This window comes from Falsochrobactrum shanghaiense, assembly GCF_003149535.1.
In the GTDB taxonomy this organism is placed as follows: Bacteria; Pseudomonadota; Alphaproteobacteria; order Rhizobiales; family Rhizobiaceae; genus Brucella; species Brucella shanghaiense.
In genome coordinates, this window is the sequence record NZ_QGDB01000001.1 from 191,182 (window position 1) to 209,318 (window position 18,137).

The following is an 18,137-nucleotide window of genomic DNA, read 5'->3' on the forward strand; positions in this document are numbered from 1 at the left end:
AGATATTTGTTTTCACGCATTATCCTGACACATCGAAGCAGGAAGAGAAATCAGTCCAGTGAACTGATTTTCCTGCGGAGGTGTTTCACACTTTTGCTGGAAATGTTCTAGGACTTGAAAAAGGCCTCATACTGATCCGGCTTGAAGCCAACCGTCATTGCACCGTCCTTTTCGAGCACCGGGCGCTTGACCATGGAAGGCTGCGCCAGCATCAGTTCACGCGCCTTGTCTTCATCAAGATTCTGACGCTCTTCTTCGGGCAGTTTTCTGAAGGTGGTGCCTGCCCGGTTGAGCAGTTTTTCCCATTCGATATTTTTCAAAAAACCATCGAGTGTGTCTGCATCGAGACCATCTTTTTTGTAATCATGGAAGGCATATTCAATGCCGTGATCATCCAGCCAGTTGCGCGCCTTTTTCATGGTGTCGCAATTTTTGATGCCATAGATGGTCACGCGCATGAGAACTCTCCTTTGATGATTCCGCGATTGGAGACTCTATAGACGCAAAGCGGCTTCGCCACAAAATTTGCACAATTGCGCATGGCGTTTTTGGAAAATCGAGCCTGATTTATCTCAAAACGGGCTTCTGAAGTGCAAAAATGCGCATTTTGCGGCTCTGTTTTTCAGCTTTTTCGTTCCCTTTCCAGCAAATCGCGCTTGCGTTCGACGCCCCAGCGATAGCCGGACAAGCCACCATCATTGCGCACCACGCGGTGGCAGGGAACGGCGATTGCGATCTTGTTGGCGGCGCAGGCTCCGGCGACCGCGCGGGTGGATTTCGGCAGGCCAAGCTTTTGCGCAAGTTCGCTATAGCTCAGGGTTTCGCCTGCGGGAATTTCGCGCAGCGCCTGCCAGACGCGCTGCTGGAATGCGGTTCCGCGCAGGTCGAGCGGCAGGTCAAGCCCGATGCGGGGATTTTCGACAAAACCAATCACCTGCGCGATGTGATCCTCGAAATCCCGGTCGGCGCCGACAAGTTCGGCCTTTGGGAAACGTTTTTCGAGATCGCGGATGAGTTCTTCCGGCTCGTCGCCCATCAGAATGGCGCAGACGCCGTGATCGCTTTGCGCCACCAGCACCGCCCCAAGCGAGGACTGGCCGATCGCGAAGCGAATGGTTTCATTGTCGCCGCCTGACTTATAAGCCTTTGGTTTCATACCCAGAATCTTATCGGAAGCTTCATAGAAGCGGCTGGAGGAATTATAGCCTGCATCATAGATGGCCTCGGTTACGCTCGTCTGCGGGGTTTTGAGTGCTGCGCGCATTTTACCGGCGCGGTGCGCATCCGCATAGGCTTTGGGCGTCAAGCCCGTCAAGCCTTTGAAAATACGATGCAAATGCGCGGGGCTGGTGTTGAGGGCGCTGGCGATTTCCTCCAATGCGGGTATTTCCTGCGCAGCTTCGATAAAACGGCAGGCGCTTGCGACCATATCGGCGTGGCGGGCATTGTTCTGCGCGGCAAGCGTTGAGTTGAGATCAGGATGACAGCGCATACAGGGCCGGAAGCCCGCGCGCCTTGCCTCTTCAACACATTGAAAAAACTGCACATTTTCGCGCTTTCCCCGCCGCGACGGGCAGGATGGGCGGCAATAGACGCCGGTGGTGCGCACCGCATAGACGAATTCGCCATCCGATGCGTGATCGCGCGCCAGCACTTTCTGCCAGCGGCTTTCGTCAAGATCGTGCCCCAGTTCGTGCTTATGTGTCGTCATCAGGTTCATGTCCGTTATCCTCATAATCACTATGAAGAAAACCTAATTCAACACAATAATGTGCGCACTCCGCTGCCTGCTTTCAAATTTATTGTCGTTCACGCCTTGCGCGCTGCGCGGATCGCATCCAGCAATTGCTGCTCGCGCATCACGCCGCCATAAAGTCGCGTGCCGATCACGAAAGACGGCGTCCCGCTGAAGTTGAAGGCTTCACCCTGATCCATATTGCGGCTCAGAAGATCGTTGATCCGCTCTGAATCCGCCCCGTAATCGGCTTCCAGCTTTCCGGGATCCAGCCCCGCCTCTTCCAGCGCCGCGCGCACCCGCTCTTTGGAAAGGCGGCCTTTCGTCTGCATCAAGGCTTCCATCGCCTTGATATAATTGCCGGATTTTTCAGCGGCCAGAACCAGCCGCGATGCATAGGCGGAATTCTCGCCAAAGATTATCCAGTCTTTCAAGACCAGACGGACATTGCCGTCATTCTTGACGACCTGCATCAGACCGGCATGGCCGCTTTTGCAATAAGAGCATTGATAATCGAAATATTCGACGATGGTGACATCGCCAAGAGGATTGCCCAGCACGGGGTTTTCCGGATCATAAAGGACTTCCGCCACGCCCGGAAAGCGCTGGGCAAGGCTTTTATGGGGGCCGAAGGCCAATGCGGCGGCGCCGGCGGCACCGGCAAGCAATATCTGGCGGCGAGCGATCATCAGCTTGCCCCCTGTCCCGATTGAGACTTGCTTAGAACGACCACGCGGCTTCCGTTGGAAACCCGTTTGTGCAGGTCGAGAATATCCTGATTGTAAAGGCGGATGCAGCCCGAGGATGCGGCCTTGCCCACACTCCACGGCTCATTGGTGCCATGGATGCGATAGAGCGTATCCTTACCGTCACGATAAAGATAAAGCGCGCGCGCACCAAGCGGATTGCGGATGCCGCCTTCAAGCCCCCTGGCATATTTCGCGTAATGCTCGGGATTGCGTTTGATCATGTTCTGCGTCGGGGTCCAGCGTGGCCAGCGCGCCTTGTAGGCGACTTCCGCCTCGCCGGTGAAAACCATGCCGGCGCGCCCGACGCCGATCGAATAGCGCATGGCCTTGCCGCCCGGCTGCACCAGATAAAGATAGCGCGCATGGGGATCGACGACGATGGTTCCCGCCGGATAATGGGTATTGTAGCTGACCTGCCTGCGCAGATTGCGGTCGGCTATCTTGTCGAGGTCAAGCGCTGGAATATGATTGCCGCCATCATTGACCGCGCCATACATCACTTCATATTCGCTTTTTGCGGTATGAACTTCCGGCTGCGCTTCAATTACGGGTTCCGGCGCGGGGGCTGCTGCGACCGGCTGGGGCATGATGACGGGAACGGTTTCCACCACGGGGACGCTCGTGCAGGCGGCTGCGAGAAATGGCAGGCCGAGGATCACAGCGAGCCGGGCCGCTCCAATGCGGGTTGTTTTCGTCTTGTTTGCAGCGTGCAATGGATGCCCCCAGCCGGTCATTTAAAAAGCCTGTCATGGTGAAATTTCGAATATCAGTCTCGCGCGCTCTTAGTCGATTCGCGCGGCCGCAAGAACAGGACGGTTGTAAATCGCGGATAAGGCCGCCACCTTAAGGCAGTCTTAAGCTGGCAGGGAGAGAAACCGCCGGAACGGTCTTTTTCAGAGACTTCACGCTCAAGTGAGTTGGAACGGAAACCTATGCGCATTCTGGTGATCGAAGATGATCCAATCCTGCTCGATGGCTTGAGCGTCGGCCTCGGGCTGGCCGGATTCACGGTGGATACGGTGCCAAGTTGCAGCGATGCGGAAGCAGCGATTGCCGCGCAGACTTATAATGCCGTCGTACTCGATCTCATGCTGCCGGATGGTTCGGGCCTCGATGTTCTCAAATCCATGCGGCAGGCGCGCGACGAAACGCCGGTGCTGCTGCTGACTGCACGCGACCAGGTGTCCGAGCGCATTGCCGGTCTGGATGCGGGCGCGGATGATTATGTCGGCAAGCCCTTCGACCTGCATGAGCTGGCGGCACGGGTGCGGGCAATCGCCCGCCGCGGCACGGGGCGCGCCAGCGCGACGCTGAACTGGCGCGGCGTGGAGCTTGATCCGGCGGAGATGTCCGCGCGCCTGCATGGCGAAACGCTGCGGCTGACGCGGCGCGAGTTTTCCATCCTGCGCGCCCTGATGGAGCGTCCGACAGCGACAATCTCCAAATCCACGCTGGAGGAAACGCTTTACGGCTGGCAGGAGGAAGTGGAAAGCAATGCCGTGGAAGTGCATGTCCATCATTTGCGATCCAAGCTCGGCGCAGGCTTCATAGAGACGGTGCGCGGGGTCGGCTACCGGCTTGCAAGGGCATAGAGATGAATTCGATCCGCGGTCGTCTAACCGGCATATTGATCGGCATTACCTGCCTGGTGTGGCTGTTTGCCGTGGTCTGGATTCATGCAAGCACACAGTCGCAGCTTGAAAAAGTGCTCGATGCGCGGCTGATGGAAGCCGCGCGCATGGTCAATTCGCTGCTGACCGAACGCCGCGTGGGTGTCACGCCGGATGGCGACGGCGCACAGCTTTCGCTCAAGCCATTGCCGGGTTTTCCGATCTATGACCGGCAGCTTTTCTGCCAGATATGGTCGCTGGACGGCAAGCTTCTGGGACGGTCCGAACATGCGCCGGGCGATCAGCTGACGCAGGCGGGCAACGGCTTTTCCACCACCGTCGTCGCAGGCCAGCGCTGGCGGGTCTTTGCCGTCGAGAACACGCAGCTTGGCATGCGCGTCATGGTGGGCGACAGTCTCGCAGTGCGCGACAGGCTGGTACAGACGGTGGTGACAGGCGTCGGCCTGCCAGCGCTTTTGATGCTGCCGCTGTTTGCAATCCTGATCTGGCTTAGCGTGCGGCGCGGCTTGCAACCGCTCAGCCGCCTTGCCGCCATCCTTTCAAGGCGCGAGGCAAAAGACCTGAGCCCCCTGTCCGAACACAGGCTGCCATCTGAAATCGCCCCGGTGGTTACGGCGCTCAACGGGCTGTTTCACCGCGTGGAGGAAGCGCGCGAACGCGAACGCCATTTTGCAATTTTTGCCGCGCATGAACTCAAGACACCGCTTGCGGGGCTGAAGACGCAGGCGCAGATTGCGGCTGGAAGCGCGGATGAAAATATCCGTGACAATGCCGTAAGGCAGATTGCGGCGGGCGTCGACCGCACCAGCCGCCTCGTCAGCCAGCTGCTCGATCTGGCAGCGCTTGAAGCCGAAGATGAAATGGAACCGGGCGCAAGCGAGCCTGCGGGCGCGCTGCTGGCAGCGATCTCGATGGATATGCGCATGCTGGCCGCACAGCGCAATGTTTCCATCGAATTACCGGAGAACCCGCCGCCGCTTTCCCTGCCCTATCCGCATCTTTTCATGATTGCCGCCCGCAATCTGATCGAAAATGCGGTCAACCATTCGCCACCCGATGGCCGTGTGCGATGCAGGCTCGAAGCAGGCGGGGAAAAACTGGCCTTCATCGTCGAAGATGACGGCCCCGGCATCGCACCCGAAGACATGCCGCATGTCACCGAGCGTTTCTTTCGCGGCGCCAATAAAAACGACAGCGGCAGCGGGCTGGGGCTTGCCATCGTGGCCATGGCGGCAAAGCGCATGGGCGGGGGCGTGCATTTGAGCAATCGTGCCGAAGGCGGATTGCTGGCGGTGCTGAGCATTCCCAACCAGCCCCTGTAGAATCTTTTCCTTTTCCCCCAATCAGCGGGGACGCTTTATTGCGAAAGCGCTTCATGCTTTTCGGAATGCGCCTGAACCCACCCATATTCCTGTTGACTGGTGCGCCTTTTTCCTTATTATGCAATTGCGAACTATTTGCAAAAAGCCGTGATAATTCGCTACGCTTCAACCCGGTATATTTCACACCGGCATATTGCGTCGGAGCCGGACTCTTATGCCGATACCGGGGTTGCGTAACTTGACCGCTGCACTATCCAGCGTGCGGGTGGCAGCAAGGGTCAAGCTCCTCCCAGTACTGGCCAGCACTGGCCAGAACGGGCCGGGTTCAACCCGGCCCGTCGATGGCTGTTTCAGAACTCAATCCCCCTGCCCGGCCATAGATTCCGGCCTGACAAGCAGCCCCGCCATCTGATTCGCTTGTGCAATTACGACATGGCAATCCCGTTCAGGCATCCATTTGGTCGCATTCCGTTTTTGTTCTATTTGATTTAGATCAATGACAGATATTCGCTGATCGCGGATATGGAGTTATTGTACTGCTGTCCGGTCGGGCAGCCTTTGTCATGCGCTGCGAGGGGATTTCATGAACTACGCCGCTGGAACCGTCATTTCCGGTCTTGGAGCACTTTTCGCAGTGCTTCTGGCCGGATTTTCTCATGATGAACTGTTCAGAACCCATATGTGGATTCTGTTCGCAACACTTGCGATCTTCACCATTTTGCTGATGCGCAATGCCGATTACGGCCTGGCACCCAAAAAAGTCGATCAGTCCACCTATCTGGATGGACCGATCCGCTATGGTGTGATTGCGACAGTTTTCTGGGGCGTGGTCGGTTTTCTGGCGGGTGTCCTGATTGCGGCGCAGCTCGCTTTCCCCGACCTCAATCTCGAACCCTGGTTCAATTTCGGCCGTCTGCGCCCGCTGCATACGTCCGGCGTGGTCTTCGCATTCGGCGGCAATATCCTGATCGCCTCGTCGTTCTATGTCGTGCAGCGCACCTGTCGCGCGCGCCTTTTCGGCGGTGATCTGGCGTGGTTCGTGTTCTGGGGCTACCAGCTTTTCATCATCATGGCTGCGACCGGCTACCTGCTCGGCATCACGCAATCGCGTGAATATGCGGAGCCGGAATGGTATGTCGACATCTGGCTCACCATCGTCTGGGTCGCCTATCTCATCGTGTTCATGGGAACGCTGTTCCGACGCAAGGAGCCGCATATCTATGTGGCGAACTGGTTCTACCTGTCCTTCATCATCACCATCGCCATGCTGCATATCATCAACAACCTGGCGGTTCCGGTCTCCTTCCTCGGCGTGAAGAGCTATTCGGCTTTCGCAGGCGTTCAGGATGCGGTGACGCAATGGTGGTACGGGCATAATGCGGTCGCCTTCTTCCTCACCGTGCCCTTCCTTGCGATGATGTATTATTTCGTGCCCAAGCAGGCGGAACGTCCGGTCTATTCCTACCGGCTCTCCATCGTGCACTTCTGGTCGATCATCTTCCTCTATATCTGGGCAGGCCCGCACCATCTGCACTATACCGCCGTGCCCGACTGGGCGCAGACGCTGGGCATGGTCTTCTCCATCATGTTGTGGATGCCTTCCTGGGGCGGCATGATCAACGGTCTGATGACGCTTTCGGGCGCATGGGACAAGGTCCGTACCGATCCGATCATCCGCCTGATGGTCGCGGCAATCGCCTTTTACGGCATGGCGACCTTTGAAGGCCCGATGCTCTCGATCAAGGCCGTCAACTCGCTGTCGCACTATACCGACTGGACCATCGGTCACGTTCATGCGGGCGCGCTGGGCTGGAACGGCATGATCACATTCGCCGCCGTCTACTACCTTGCGCCGCGGCTGTGGAACCGCCAGCGGCTCTATTCGATCCGCATGGTCAACTGGCACTTCTGGCTCGCGACGCTCGGCATCGTGCTCTATGCCGCCGCCATGTGGGTTGCCGGTATCCAGCAGGGCCTGATGTGGCGCGAATATGACGATCAGGGCTTCCTCGTCTATTCCTTCGCGGAAACCGTGCTTGCGATGTTCCCTTACTATGTCATCCGTACGCTTGGCGGCCTGCTCTATCTTGCCGGCGGCCTGGTGATGGCGTGGAACGTCTACCAGACCATTCGCGGCGAGCTGCGCAGCGAGGCCCCCATGGGCGGCGCTCGTTCAATCTCCGGCGCAACTGTCCAGCCTGCCGAATAAGGAGCGTGTGATTTATGTCTGTACTGGATAAACACTCCAAACTGGAGAAGAATGCCACCTTGCTGCTGATCGCTTCGCTCGCGGTCGTCACGGTGGGCGGCATCGTTGAAATCGCGCCGCTCTTCTATCTCGAAAACACCATCGAGAAAGTGGAAGGCATGCGCCCCTATTCGCCGCTGGAACTGGCGGGGCGCGACATCTATGTGCGTGAAGGCTGCTATCTGTGCCACAGCCAGATGATCCGGCCTTTCCGCGACGAGGTGGAGCGCTACGGCCATTACAGCCTGGCTGCCGAATCCATGTATGACCATTCGTTCCAGTGGGGTTCCAAGCGCACGGGGCCGGACCTTGCGCGCGTGGGCGGACGCTATTCCAACGAATGGCACGTACAGCATCTCATCCGCCCGCGCGACGTGGTGCCTGAATCGGTCATGCCAAGCTATGCATTCCTGATGAACAAGCCGCTTGATGCGTCCAACATCGCCGCCAATCTCAAGGCCAATGTCACCGTGGGCGTGCCCTATACGCAGGACATGATCGACAATGCGCTCAACGATCTTCAGGCACAGGCGGACCCGAATGCCGACACATCCGGCGTCGAGGAACGTTATCCCAAGGCAAGGGTCGGCGATTTCGACGGCAATCCGCAGGTGATTTCCGAAATGGACGCGCTGGTCGCCTATTTGCAGATGCTCGGCACGCTGGTTGATTTCTCGACCTACGACCAATCGCCCCAGGCACGATAAGACGGAGCGCGGCTATGGATTACAACACCATGCGCACTTTCGCCGATAGCTGGGGCCTTCTGGCCATGGTGATCTTCTTTATCGCCGCAGTTCTCTTCGCCTTCCGACCCGGAAGCAAGAAGAAGGCGGATGATGCGAAGAATATCCCGTTCAAGGACGATAAAGATGAGTGAAAAACAGATTGATGAAGTCAGCGGCGTCTCGACCACCGGTCACGAATGGGACGGCATCAAGGAACTCGACAACCCTATGCCGCGCTGGTGGTTGTGGACCTGGTATGCAACGATCTTCTGGTCGCTTCTTTACGTCATCGCCTATCCGGCATGGCCGCTCATATCCAGTTCCACGGAAGGCATGCTGGGCTGGTCGAGCCGCGGCGCCTTCTGGGCGGAAAACACCCAGATCAACAATGAGCGTCAGGGTATTATCGACCAGATCAACGCCAAGGACGTGCATGAAATCCTGGCCGATGAAAATCTGCGCCAATACGCCATTGCGGGCGGCGCTGCCGCCTTCCGCGTCAATTGCGTGCAATGTCACGGCTCCGGCGCGCAAGGCGCTCCCGGCTATCCGAACCTCAATGATGACGACTGGCTGTGGGGCGGTTCGGTCGACGATATTCTGGCGACGATACGCCACGGCGTGCGTTCGACCGACGACGGGGAAACCCGCGTTTCGGAAATGCCGGCCTTTGCCGACGTGCTTGAGCCGCAGCAGATTCGCGATGTCGCAGCCTATGTGGTGAGCCTTTCGGGCACGCCGCACAATCCGGCAATGGTTCCGGACGGCAAGCAGGTCTATGCAGAAAATTGCGCGGTCTGCCATGGCGATGACGCCAAGGGCCTGCGCGAGTTCGGCGCTCCCAATCTCACCGATGCGATCTGGTTCTACGGTTCGGGCGAAGACGCCATCGCGCGTCAGGTCGCCCGCCCCAAGCACGGCGTCATGCCCGCATGGGAAGCGCGCCTTGGCGATGCCACCGTCAAGCAGCTGGCCATTTTCGTCCACTCGCTGGGTGGCGGTGAATAATCGCATCCCGCTCCGCGAACAAGCGGAGCGGGATGTTATGTTAGCGTGCAGAAAGGTCGCACGGCTCGAAACCCGACTGCACAAGCCTTATATCGGTACCGAAATGGGGCATGAGAAAACTGGAACAAGGACCGGCGCTGATCGTGCCTCAGCACGATTGAAGCTCACGGCACATCGAGCCGCCGCGCATGTGTGGAGGCAAGCCTGCGCGGGGTCTTTCACCCAAACGCCTTCTGAGAGGGAATTTCTGTTCTGAAATTTCAGTTTTTTCAGTAGGCACGATAACAGACGCATCGTCTGTAAACGGCAACAACGATGCGTCTCTCAGGCCGATGCGGTAGGAGCAAGGCAATGACAGACGATGTCGAACGGATTGACGTTCAGGCAGTCAATTCCCCCAAGACGCGCCAGTCGCTTTATGCGGCGCGCGTAAAAATCTTCCCGAAGCGGGTCAAGGGCGAATTCCGCCGCTTCAAGTGGCTCGTCATGCTCGTGACGCTCGGCATTTATTACCTGACGCCGTGGCTGCGCTGGGATCGCGGTCCCTATGCGCCCGATCAGGCGGTGCTGATCGATCTGGCGAACCGCCGCTTCTATTTCTTCTTCATCGAAATCTGGCCGCAGGAATTCTATTATGTGGCGGGGCTGCTCATCATGGCGGGGCTGGGATTATTTCTCGCCACTTCCGCCGCAGGACGGGCATGGTGCGGCTATACCTGTCCGCAAACCGTCTGGGTCGATCTTTATCTGGTCGTGGAGCGCGCCATCGAAGGCGACCGCAATGCGCGCATGAAGCTCGACAAGGCGCCATGGTCCTTCGACAAGCTGTGGAAGCGCGTGACCAAGCATTCGATCTGGATCGCCATCGGCGTTCTTACCGGCGGTGCGTGGATTTTCTACTTCGCCGATGCGCCGACGCTGCTGGTGGATTTCGTAACCGGCCATGCCGAGCCGATCGCCTATTTCACCGTCGCCATCCTGACCGGGACGACCTATGTTTTCGGCGGGCTGATGCGCGAGCAGGTCTGCACCTATATGTGCCCATGGCCGCGTATCCAGGCGGCGATGATGGACGAGAACTCGCTGACCGTCACCTATAATGACTGGCGCGGCGAGCCGCGTTCGCGTCATTCCAAGAAGGCCATAGCCGCAGGCGAGACGGTGGGCGATTGCGTGGATTGCAATGCCTGTGTCGCCGCCTGCCCGATGGGCATCGATATTCGCGACGGCCAGCAGCTTGAATGCATCACCTGCGCCTTGTGCATCGATGCCTGCAACTCCGTCATGGACAAGATCGGCAAGCCGCGCGGCCTGATTTCCTATGCGACGCTTTCCGACTACAGCGCCAATATGGCGCTCGCCACCAATAATGGCACGGCGTCCATCGATCCGGCCCGCGTTTATGAAGCGCCCAACAGGCTTTCGGACAAGGTACAATCGCTGTCCTGGAAGAAAGTGCTGCGTCCGCGCACGCTGATCTATTTCATCATCTGGGCGCTGGTCGGCCTGTCGCTGGTCGTTTCGCTCAATATGCGCCAGCGTATCGGCATCAACGTGCTGCATGACCGCACGCCGCAATATGTGCTTTTGTCCGACGGATCGATCCGTAACGGCTATACGGTCAAGCTGCTCAACATGATCCCGACGCCGCGCACCTTCCACCTGTCCATCGACGGGCTGCCCGAGGCAAGCCTGGCGGTACAGGATGAAAATGCCGGACCGGATGGACAAACTTATGAAGTGCCGGTCGACCCCGACCGCCTGAAGACATTGCGCGTCTTTGTCACCATGCCGCAAGATGCTATTCATGATCATCGTTCCGACTTCAGGATTGAAGTGCGCAGCGATGACGGCTCGGAAAACGCCAGCTACAAGGCAATTTTCATAGCTCCGGAGAAGAAATGATGTCGGTCAAAACGAAAACTTCAGGCACCTTCACCGGCTGGCACATGCTGGGCATCATGCTGGCATTCTTCGGTGTCATCATCGCGGTCAATCTCGTGATGGCCTATAATGCCGTCAACAGCTGGAGCGGACTGGTGGTTCCCAATACCTATGTCGCCAGCCAGGAGTTCAATGCGAAAGCGGCGACCGGCAAGGAGCAGGCAGCGCTGCAATGGCAGGCAAAGCCCAGCTATGAAAACGGCGTCTTCACCTACCGGCTCTCCGACCGCGACGGCAATGCGGTTGCCGCCACCGGCGCGACGGTGGAGTTCAAGCGGCCGGTGGGGGATGCGCATGACACGGTGGTCGAGCTGGCCGTGATCGATCAAGGTGTGCTGCGCGCGCCCGTCGAGCTTGGCGAGGGAAGCTGGATCATGGAAGTCAACACCGATGCCGGGCTGGACAATCCCTATCGCCATGTTCTGCGCATCATCATCCGCAATGGAAGAATGCTATGAGCTGCTGTGCCAACAATGCCCAGCTAGCGGTCGCCGCACAGGCGGTCTCAACGGATGAAATGGCGCTTTCAAGCCGCGTGTTGGGCAATGGGCTGCGCCAGCTGGAACTTTCGGTTCCCGATGTGCATTGCGGGCTTTGCATCAAGGCCATCGAAGACGGGCTGAAGGACGTTCCGGGTCTTGTCTATGCGCGCGTCAACCTCACGTCCAAGCGGGTTTCGGTGCGCTGGAAGGACGGCGAAACGCCGCCGGATGTGGTCAACAAGCTACGCAAGATCGGCTATGAAGCGCATATATTCGACATGGCGCAGGAGAAGGACCCGACCTTCACGCGGCTTTTGATTGCACTTGGCGTTGCGGCTTTCGCCTCTTCCAATGTGATGCTGCTTTCGGTTGCCGTGTGGTCGGGGGCGGATGCGGCAACGCGCGATCTGTTTCACTGGATTTCCGGGCTGATCGCCCTGCCGACGCTGATTTTTTCAGGCCGTATTTTCTATTCATCCGCATGGAACGCACTGCGGGCGCGGCGCGTGAACATGGACGTGCCCATCGCGCTCGCCATTTCGCTGGCCTTCGCCATGAGCGTCTATGAAACCATGCATCATGGCGAGCACGCCTATTTCGATGCATCGGTATCGCTGCTGTTCTTCCTGCTGATCGGTCGCACGCTCGATTACATGATGCGCGAGCGGGCGCGCTCGGCTGTGCGCGGGCTGGCGCAACTCAGCCCGCGCGGCGCGGTGGTGATCGGCGAAAACGACGAACGCAATTACCTGCCGGTCAATGAAATCCGCCCCGGCATGCGCATCATTCTGGCGGCAGGCGAACGGGTGCCGGTCGATGCGCGCGTCGAGGAAGGCCGCTCGGAACTTGATTGCGCCATCGCCTCGGGCGAAAGCGATGCCGTGCCGGTCGGCCCGGGGTCGGATATTCGCGCAGGCACGCTCAATCTTTCCGCGCCGCTTACCATTCGCGCGACCGCAGAAGCCAGAAATTCGTTTCTGGCCGAAATGGTGCGGCTCATGGATGTGGCCGAAGGCGGACGCGCGCGCTATCGCCGCCTCGCCGACCGCGCATCCGAACTCTATGTGCCGCTGGTGCATTCCATCGCCTTTCTCGCCTTTGCCGGCTGGATGGTCTATACGGGCGGCGACTGGTATCGCTCGATCTATATCGCGATTTCCACGCTCATCATCACCTGCCCCTGCGCGCTGGCGCTGGCAGTGCCTATCGTGCAGGTGGTAGCCGCGCGCCGCCTGTTTGAAAACGGGATCATGATCAAGGACGGCTCGGCAATGGAGCGCATGGCCGAGATCGATACGGCGATCTTCGACAAGACCGGGACGCTGACGCTCGGACAGCCGAGGTTGATCGATCTGGAAAGCATCGACCCGCAGCATCTTGAAATTGCAGCCGAGCTTTCGCTTTATTCGCGCCATCCGCTGTCGCGCGCGCTTGCCGCCTTCTCCGGCAGCAAGCCGATGAGCGCCTTCACCCGCATCGAGGAAGTGCCCGGTTCCGGCATCGAGGCGGAACTTGATGGCACTGTCTACCGGCTTGGCAAGCGCGAATGGGCCTGCGGGGAAAGCGATGCCATTGTCGCTTCCGGGCCGCAGACCTGTCTTGCCATCGACGGCAGGCTCGTGGAGACCTTCCATTTCGAGGATCGTCCGCGTGAGGATGCGGCGGCAGCGCTTGGCGCGTTGAAGCGCGAGGGCGTGAAGCTCGGCATCATGTCGGGCGACAAGCTGCCAGCAGTGCAGAAGCTTGCCAGCTATCTCGGCGTTGAGAATTATCGCGGCGAGGTTCTGCCTGCCGACAAGTCGAAGCTGGTGCAGGAGCTTGCCAGCGATGGCGGCAAGGTGCTGATGGTCGGCGATGGCCTCAATGATGCGCCTGCACTGGTTGCAGCCCATGTTTCCATGGCGCCCGCGACGGCTGCGGATATTGGCCGCAACGCCGCCGACTTCGTGTTCCTGCGTGAAAGCCTTGCCGCAGTCCCCCTTGCCCTTGCGGTCTCACGCGAAGCAGGCAGGCTGATCAGGCAGAATTTCGCGCTGTCCATCGGCTATAATATGATCGCCGTGCCGATTGCGATTTTCGGCTATGTGACGCCGCTTGTCGCCGCACTTTCGATGTCGTTTTCGTCGATTGTCGTCATTTCCAATGCGCTGCGGCTCAGGGCGGGCCGGAAGACCGCCCGCACGACGCCAAAGCCCACACCAGCCGCTCTCATGCAGGAGGCTGCTGAATGAGCGGACTTTTGTTCCTCATTCCCATCGCACTATTTTTAGGCGCGCTGGGGCTTGGCGCTTTTCTCTGGTCGCTGAAAAGCGGCCAGTATGAAGATCTCGACGGCGCGGCCAATCGCATATTGCTCGACGACGATTCTAGTCCTGAACAAGAATCGCGCGAAGATCGTTGACATTGGTGCCGGTCGGCCCCGGTACGAACAGATCGCCGATCGCGTTGAAAGCCGTCCATGCATCATTGGCGTCAAGCCGTGCAGCACCTTCTTCACCAGCCTCCAGCAAACGTGAAACCGTCGCGCCATCGGCAAAGGCCCCGGCATTATTTTCAGAGCCATCGATGCCGTCAGTGTCGGCGGCAAGCGCGTGAATATTCGCATAGCCGTCAATATCGAGCGCAAATGAGAGCAGGAATTCGCTGTTGCGCCCGCCCTTGCCACCCTTTTCGCGAATGGTGACGGTGGTTTCGCCGCCCGAAAGGATGACCACCGGCTTTTTGAACGGACGGTCGCGCTCCGCCACTTCGCGCGCGATTGCGGCATGGACATGCGCCACTTCGCGCGCCTCGCCTTCCATGGCATCCGACAGGATCACCGCCTCGACGCCATGACGCCTTGCCTCTTTCGCAGCCGCTTCAAGCGACACGGCGGCAGATGCGATCACACGCACTTCGTTATTGGCAAAAACCGCATCATCCGGCTTCGGCGCATGGCAGTTCTCCCCTTTGATATGGGCAAGGACTGCCTGCGGCAGATCAAGCCGGTAGCGTTCGATGAATTTCAGCGCGTCGTCGCGATCGGTTGCGTCGGGCACGGTCGGGCCGGATGCGACAAAAGCGGGATTGTCGCCGGGAATATCGGAAACCACCAGCGAAAACACCCGCGCCGGATGGGCGGCGGCGGCCAGCCTGCCGCCCTTGATGGTGGAGAGATGCTTGCGCACGGCATTCATCGCCGAAATCGGCGCGCCGGATGCAAGCAGTGCTTCGTTGAGCGCGATTTCATCTTCCAGCGTCATGCCTTCGGGCGGCGACGGCAGAAGCGCCGAACCGCCGCCGGAAATCAGCGCCACCACCAGATCGTCTTGCGTGAGGCCGGAGACGGCCGCAAAAAGCCGCTTCGCTGCTTCCTGCCCCGCCGCATCCGGCACCGGATGGGAGGCTTCGATGATTTCGATGCGCTCGCAGGGTGCGCCATAGCCATAACGCGTCACCACCACGCCTTCCAGCGGTGCATCCGTATGTTTTTCGGCCCACGCCTTCTCGAAGGCCGCGGCCATTTGCGCCGATCCCTTGCCCGCGCCGATCACCACGGTCCGGCCTTTGGGCTTTTGCGGCAGGTTGGCGCGGATGGTCAATTCGGGGTCTGCTGCGGCGACTGCCGCATCGAAAAGGCTGGTGAGGAATTTCTTCGGATCGGCGATTACGGTCATTTTGTTCCGATGGCTATAAAAGTCCCGCCTTGAGCGGCTTTCCGGCGATATAGGTTTCGACTATGGCACGGTCATCGCCTAACGTCTGCAACAAAAACAGTTCCTGCTCCAGTGTGGCTCCCGCCGCCATGCGCAGCCGCATCGGCGAGGTGGCGGATGAATCAAGCACCACAATATCGGCTTCCGTGCCTTCATCAAGCGTGCCGATCCTGTCTTGCATCGAAAGCGCGCGCGCATTGCCCAGCGTCATCATGTAAAAAGACTGGAACGGGTTCAGGCGCTGTCCGCGCAATTGCAAGACCTTGTAGCCCTCATCCATGGTGCGCAGCATGGAAAAGCTGGTGCCGCCGCCAATATCGGTTGCAACCGCCATGCGCGCGCCTTCAGCCTTCAACCGGTCGCGGTCGAACAGGCCCGAACCCAAAAACAGGTTGGAGGTGGGGCAGAATACGGCAACGGAGCCTGTTTCCGCCATCACCTTGACTTCGCGCTCTTCCAGATGGATGGAATGGCCAAGCAGCGTCTTGTCGCCCAGCAGCCCGTAATGCTCATAAATGCCTAGATAATCCGGCGCATCGGGGTAAAGCGACTTCGTGAAGGCGATCTCGTCGTGATTTTCCGAAAGATGGGTCTGGATGAAACATTGAGGATGCTCGCGCGCCAGCGCGCCGCTGGCTTCCATCTGTTCCGGGGTCGAGGTGATGGCGAAGCGCGGCGTGATCACATAATCAAGCCGGTCCTTGCCATGCCAGCGCGCAATCAGCGCCTTGCTGTCGTCATAGCCTGATTGCGCGGTGTCGCAGAGTGCGGGCGGCGCATTGCGATCCATCATCACCTTGCCGCCGAGCATACGCATATTGCGATGCTGCGCGGCGCGGAAATAGGCATCAACGCTTTGCGGATGCACCGAGCAATAGGCGACAGCGGTGGTCGTGCCGTGGCGAATGAGTTCGTCGAGAAAACGTTCTGCGATGAATTCGGCATGCTGTTCGTCGGCGAATTTCTGTTCGGCGACGAATGTATAGGTGTTGAGCCATTCCAGAAGATTGGCGGCATAGGACGCAACCACCTGGCTTTGCGGATAATGAATATGGGTATCGATAAAGCCCGGCAGGATGAGGTGCGGGCGATGATCGGCGACCGGCACATCGGCCCCTGAATGCGCGCTGATTTGAGCATAGGTGCCAAGACGCGCAATGCGGCCATTTTCAACCAGCACTGCACCATCTTCGATATAGCGATAGGAATTGCTGTCCTCCAGGCTTTGCGGCTCGTCGTTAAAACTCAGCACGCGGCCACGGATGAGAAGTCTGCTCATTCTTACTTTGCTCCAGAAACGGCGGATTCATACCAGGAGGCGAGAAGCTCGCGCTCCTGATCGGTCACGCCGGTTAGATTGGCAGGCGGCATGGCATGGGAGCGCCCGGCCTGCAAATAGATCTCGCGCGCATGAGACGCGATCTCGCGGTCGGTTTCAAGGACGACGCCCTTGGGGGCTACGATAATGCCCTCCCAGCCCGGCTCTTTGGCATGGCACATGGCGCAGCGCCCCAGCACCGTGTCGCGCACTTTTTCAAAATGCGGATCGGAAATAAAGCCCTGCTGGAGCGCGGAGATTTTCTGCTCTTCCGGCTCGCCGGTCAGAATTTTGGGCACCGTCGAAAGCCAGATGATGAGGATGAAAAGAATGACCGTCGCCAGCCATGTCCATGTCGGGTTGCCCTTGCGCGCATGGCGGGTGTTGAACCAGTGGCGGATGGTGACGCCCATCAAAAACATCAGCGATGCGATGATCCAGTTATATTCCGTCGCAAAAGCCAGCGGATAATGGTTGGAAAGCATCAGGAACAGGACAGGCAGGGTGAGATAATTATTATGCGTCGAGCGCTGCTTGGCGATCTTGCCATATTTGGGATCGGGCTTGCGTCCGGCAATCAGGTCGGCAACCACGATTTTCTGATTGGGAATGATGATCATGAAGACATTGGCCGACATGATGGTCGCGGTGAAAGCGCCCAGATGCAGGAAGGCGGCGCGGCCCGTAAACAAATGCGTATAGCCCCAGGCCACCACGACCAGCACGACATAAAGCAGCACCATCAAAAGCGTGTCGCTCTTGCCAAGCATCAGGTTGCAGATCGTGTTGTAGGCAAGCCAGCCAAGCGCCAGCGAGGCGATCGAGAGCGCGATGGCCACGGGCGCCGAAACGTCGAGCACATTGGGGTCGATCAGATAGAGATCAGCACCGGCATAATAGACGATGCACAAAAGCGCAAAGCCCGACAGCCATGTGGCGTAGGATTCCCATTTGAACCAGATCAAATGCTCAGGCATATGCGCGGGCGCGACCAGATATTTCTGGATGTGGTAGAAGCCGCCGCCATGGACCTGCCATTCCTCGCCATGCGCGCCTTCCGGCAGGCCGGGACGCTGGCGAAGCCCGAGGTCGAGCGCGATGAAGTAAAAGGACGAACCGATCCACGCAATGGCGGTGATCACATGCAGCCATCGCGCGGCGAAGCCCAGCCAGTCCCAGGCCACGGCAAAATCATACATCAGGCGCTCCCATTGTTTGCTTGTATATTATGTGCCAAAGCTTCTTGGTCGAGGGAACATTACATCACGCCCATCACT

General features: G+C 58.8%; 17 protein-coding genes. 10 read left to right on the forward strand and 7 right to left on the reverse strand.

Annotation, left to right across the window (positions count from 1 at the left end; translation table 11 throughout):
* Positions 1-107: 107 nt before the first annotated feature.
* From DKP76_RS00970 to DKP76_RS00985, 4 genes are all read right to left on the reverse strand, one after another.
* Entirely contained in the window at positions 108-458 is a 351-nt protein-coding gene (locus DKP76_RS00970) for an ArsC family reductase (RefSeq protein WP_109704560.1), read from the reverse strand.
* A 164-nt stretch (positions 459-622) separates the two neighbouring features.
* Positions 623-1,720 carry a bifunctional DNA-binding transcriptional regulator/O6-methylguanine-DNA methyltransferase Ada gene (ada, locus tag DKP76_RS00975; RefSeq protein WP_109704561.1) on the reverse strand — a complete coding sequence of 366 codons (1,098 nt, stop codon included), beginning with the start codon at positions 1,718-1,720 and terminating at the stop codon, positions 623-625.
* An 89-nt stretch (positions 1,721-1,809) separates the two neighbouring features.
* Complete coding sequence (locus DKP76_RS00980; protein ID WP_109704562.1) at positions 1,810-2,424, reverse strand: DsbA family protein; 615 nt, start codon at positions 2,422-2,424, stop codon at positions 1,810-1,812.
* Complete coding sequence (locus tag DKP76_RS00985) at positions 2,424-3,218, reverse strand: L,D-transpeptidase (protein WP_109704563.1); 795 nt, start codon at positions 3,216-3,218, stop codon at positions 2,424-2,426. Before DKP76_RS00985 ends, DKP76_RS00980 begins: the two co-directional genes overlap by 1 nt.
* A gap of 198 nt (positions 3,219-3,416) precedes the next feature.
* On the opposite strand from DKP76_RS00985, the gene DKP76_RS00990 reads away from it, so the two are divergent.
* From DKP76_RS00990 to ccoS, 10 genes are all read left to right on the forward strand, one after another.
* Positions 3,417-4,076: a response regulator gene (locus tag DKP76_RS00990; RefSeq protein WP_109704564.1), complete on the forward strand. Its 660-nt coding sequence runs from the start codon at positions 3,417-3,419 to the stop codon at positions 4,074-4,076.
* Positions 4,077-4,078: 2 nt separating this feature from the next.
* Positions 4,079-5,437 carry an ATP-binding protein gene (locus DKP76_RS00995; protein WP_109704565.1) on the forward strand — a complete coding sequence of 453 codons (1,359 nt, stop codon included), beginning with the start codon at positions 4,079-4,081 and terminating at the stop codon, positions 5,435-5,437.
* Positions 5,438-6,020: 583 nt separating this feature from the next.
* Positions 6,021-7,646 carry a cytochrome-c oxidase, cbb3-type subunit I gene (ccoN, locus tag DKP76_RS01000; RefSeq protein WP_109704566.1) on the forward strand — a complete coding sequence of 542 codons (1,626 nt, stop codon included), beginning with the start codon at positions 6,021-6,023 and terminating at the stop codon, positions 7,644-7,646.
* A gap of 14 nt (positions 7,647-7,660) precedes the next feature.
* The gene (ccoO, locus tag DKP76_RS01005) at positions 7,661-8,392 is read left to right on the forward strand and encodes a cytochrome-c oxidase, cbb3-type subunit II (protein WP_109704567.1); all 732 of its coding nucleotides are present in this window, start codon (positions 7,661-7,663) and stop codon (positions 8,390-8,392) included.
* Between the two features lie 14 nt (positions 8,393-8,406).
* Positions 8,407-8,565: a cbb3-type cytochrome c oxidase subunit 3 gene (locus DKP76_RS01010; protein WP_109704568.1), complete on the forward strand. Its 159-nt coding sequence runs from the start codon at positions 8,407-8,409 to the stop codon at positions 8,563-8,565.
* A complete protein-coding gene (gene ccoP, locus DKP76_RS01015; RefSeq protein WP_109704569.1) occupies positions 8,558-9,421 on the forward strand; it encodes a cytochrome-c oxidase, cbb3-type subunit III in 864 nt (287 codons plus the stop codon). Before DKP76_RS01010 ends, ccoP begins: the two co-directional genes overlap by 8 nt.
* A 351-nt stretch (positions 9,422-9,772) precedes the next feature.
* Positions 9,773-11,326 (forward strand): cytochrome c oxidase accessory protein CcoG, encoded by a 1,554-nt coding sequence (ccoG, locus tag DKP76_RS01020; protein WP_109704570.1) that lies wholly within the window; start codon positions 9,773-9,775, stop codon positions 11,324-11,326.
* Positions 11,326-11,823, forward strand: coding sequence for a FixH family protein (locus DKP76_RS01025; RefSeq protein ID WP_109705116.1), 498 nt, complete (start codon positions 11,326-11,328; stop codon positions 11,821-11,823). Before ccoG ends, DKP76_RS01025 begins: the two co-directional genes overlap by 1 nt.
* Positions 11,820-14,078, forward strand: coding sequence for a cation-translocating P-type ATPase (locus DKP76_RS01030; RefSeq protein WP_109704571.1), 2,259 nt, complete (start codon positions 11,820-11,822; stop codon positions 14,076-14,078). The genes DKP76_RS01025 and DKP76_RS01030 overlap by 4 nt, the downstream gene beginning before the upstream one ends.
* On the forward strand, positions 14,075-14,248 hold the full coding sequence (ccoS, locus tag DKP76_RS01035; RefSeq protein WP_109704572.1) for a cbb3-type cytochrome oxidase assembly protein CcoS: 174 nt from the start codon (positions 14,075-14,077) through the stop codon (positions 14,246-14,248). The genes DKP76_RS01030 and ccoS overlap by 4 nt, the downstream gene beginning before the upstream one ends.
* Here the strand turns inward: ccoS and DKP76_RS01040 are convergent.
* The 3 genes from DKP76_RS01040 to DKP76_RS01050 are packed head-to-tail and all read right to left on the reverse strand — an operon-like array spanning position 14,214 to position 18,059.
* A complete protein-coding gene (locus tag DKP76_RS01040) occupies positions 14,214-15,503 on the reverse strand; it encodes a glycerate kinase type-2 family protein (protein ID WP_109704573.1) in 1,290 nt (429 codons plus the stop codon). The two genes, ccoS and DKP76_RS01040, sit on opposite strands and share 35 nt — an antisense overlap.
* A gap of 13 nt (positions 15,504-15,516) precedes the next feature.
* Positions 15,517-16,821: a guanine deaminase gene (guaD, locus tag DKP76_RS01045; RefSeq protein WP_109704574.1), complete on the reverse strand. Its 1,305-nt coding sequence runs from the start codon at positions 16,819-16,821 to the stop codon at positions 15,517-15,519.
* 2 nt (positions 16,822-16,823) lie between these two features.
* Positions 16,824-18,059, reverse strand: coding sequence for a urate hydroxylase PuuD (locus DKP76_RS01050; RefSeq protein ID WP_109704575.1), 1,236 nt, complete (start codon positions 18,057-18,059; stop codon positions 16,824-16,826).
* Between the last annotated feature and the right edge of the window lie 78 nt (positions 18,060-18,137).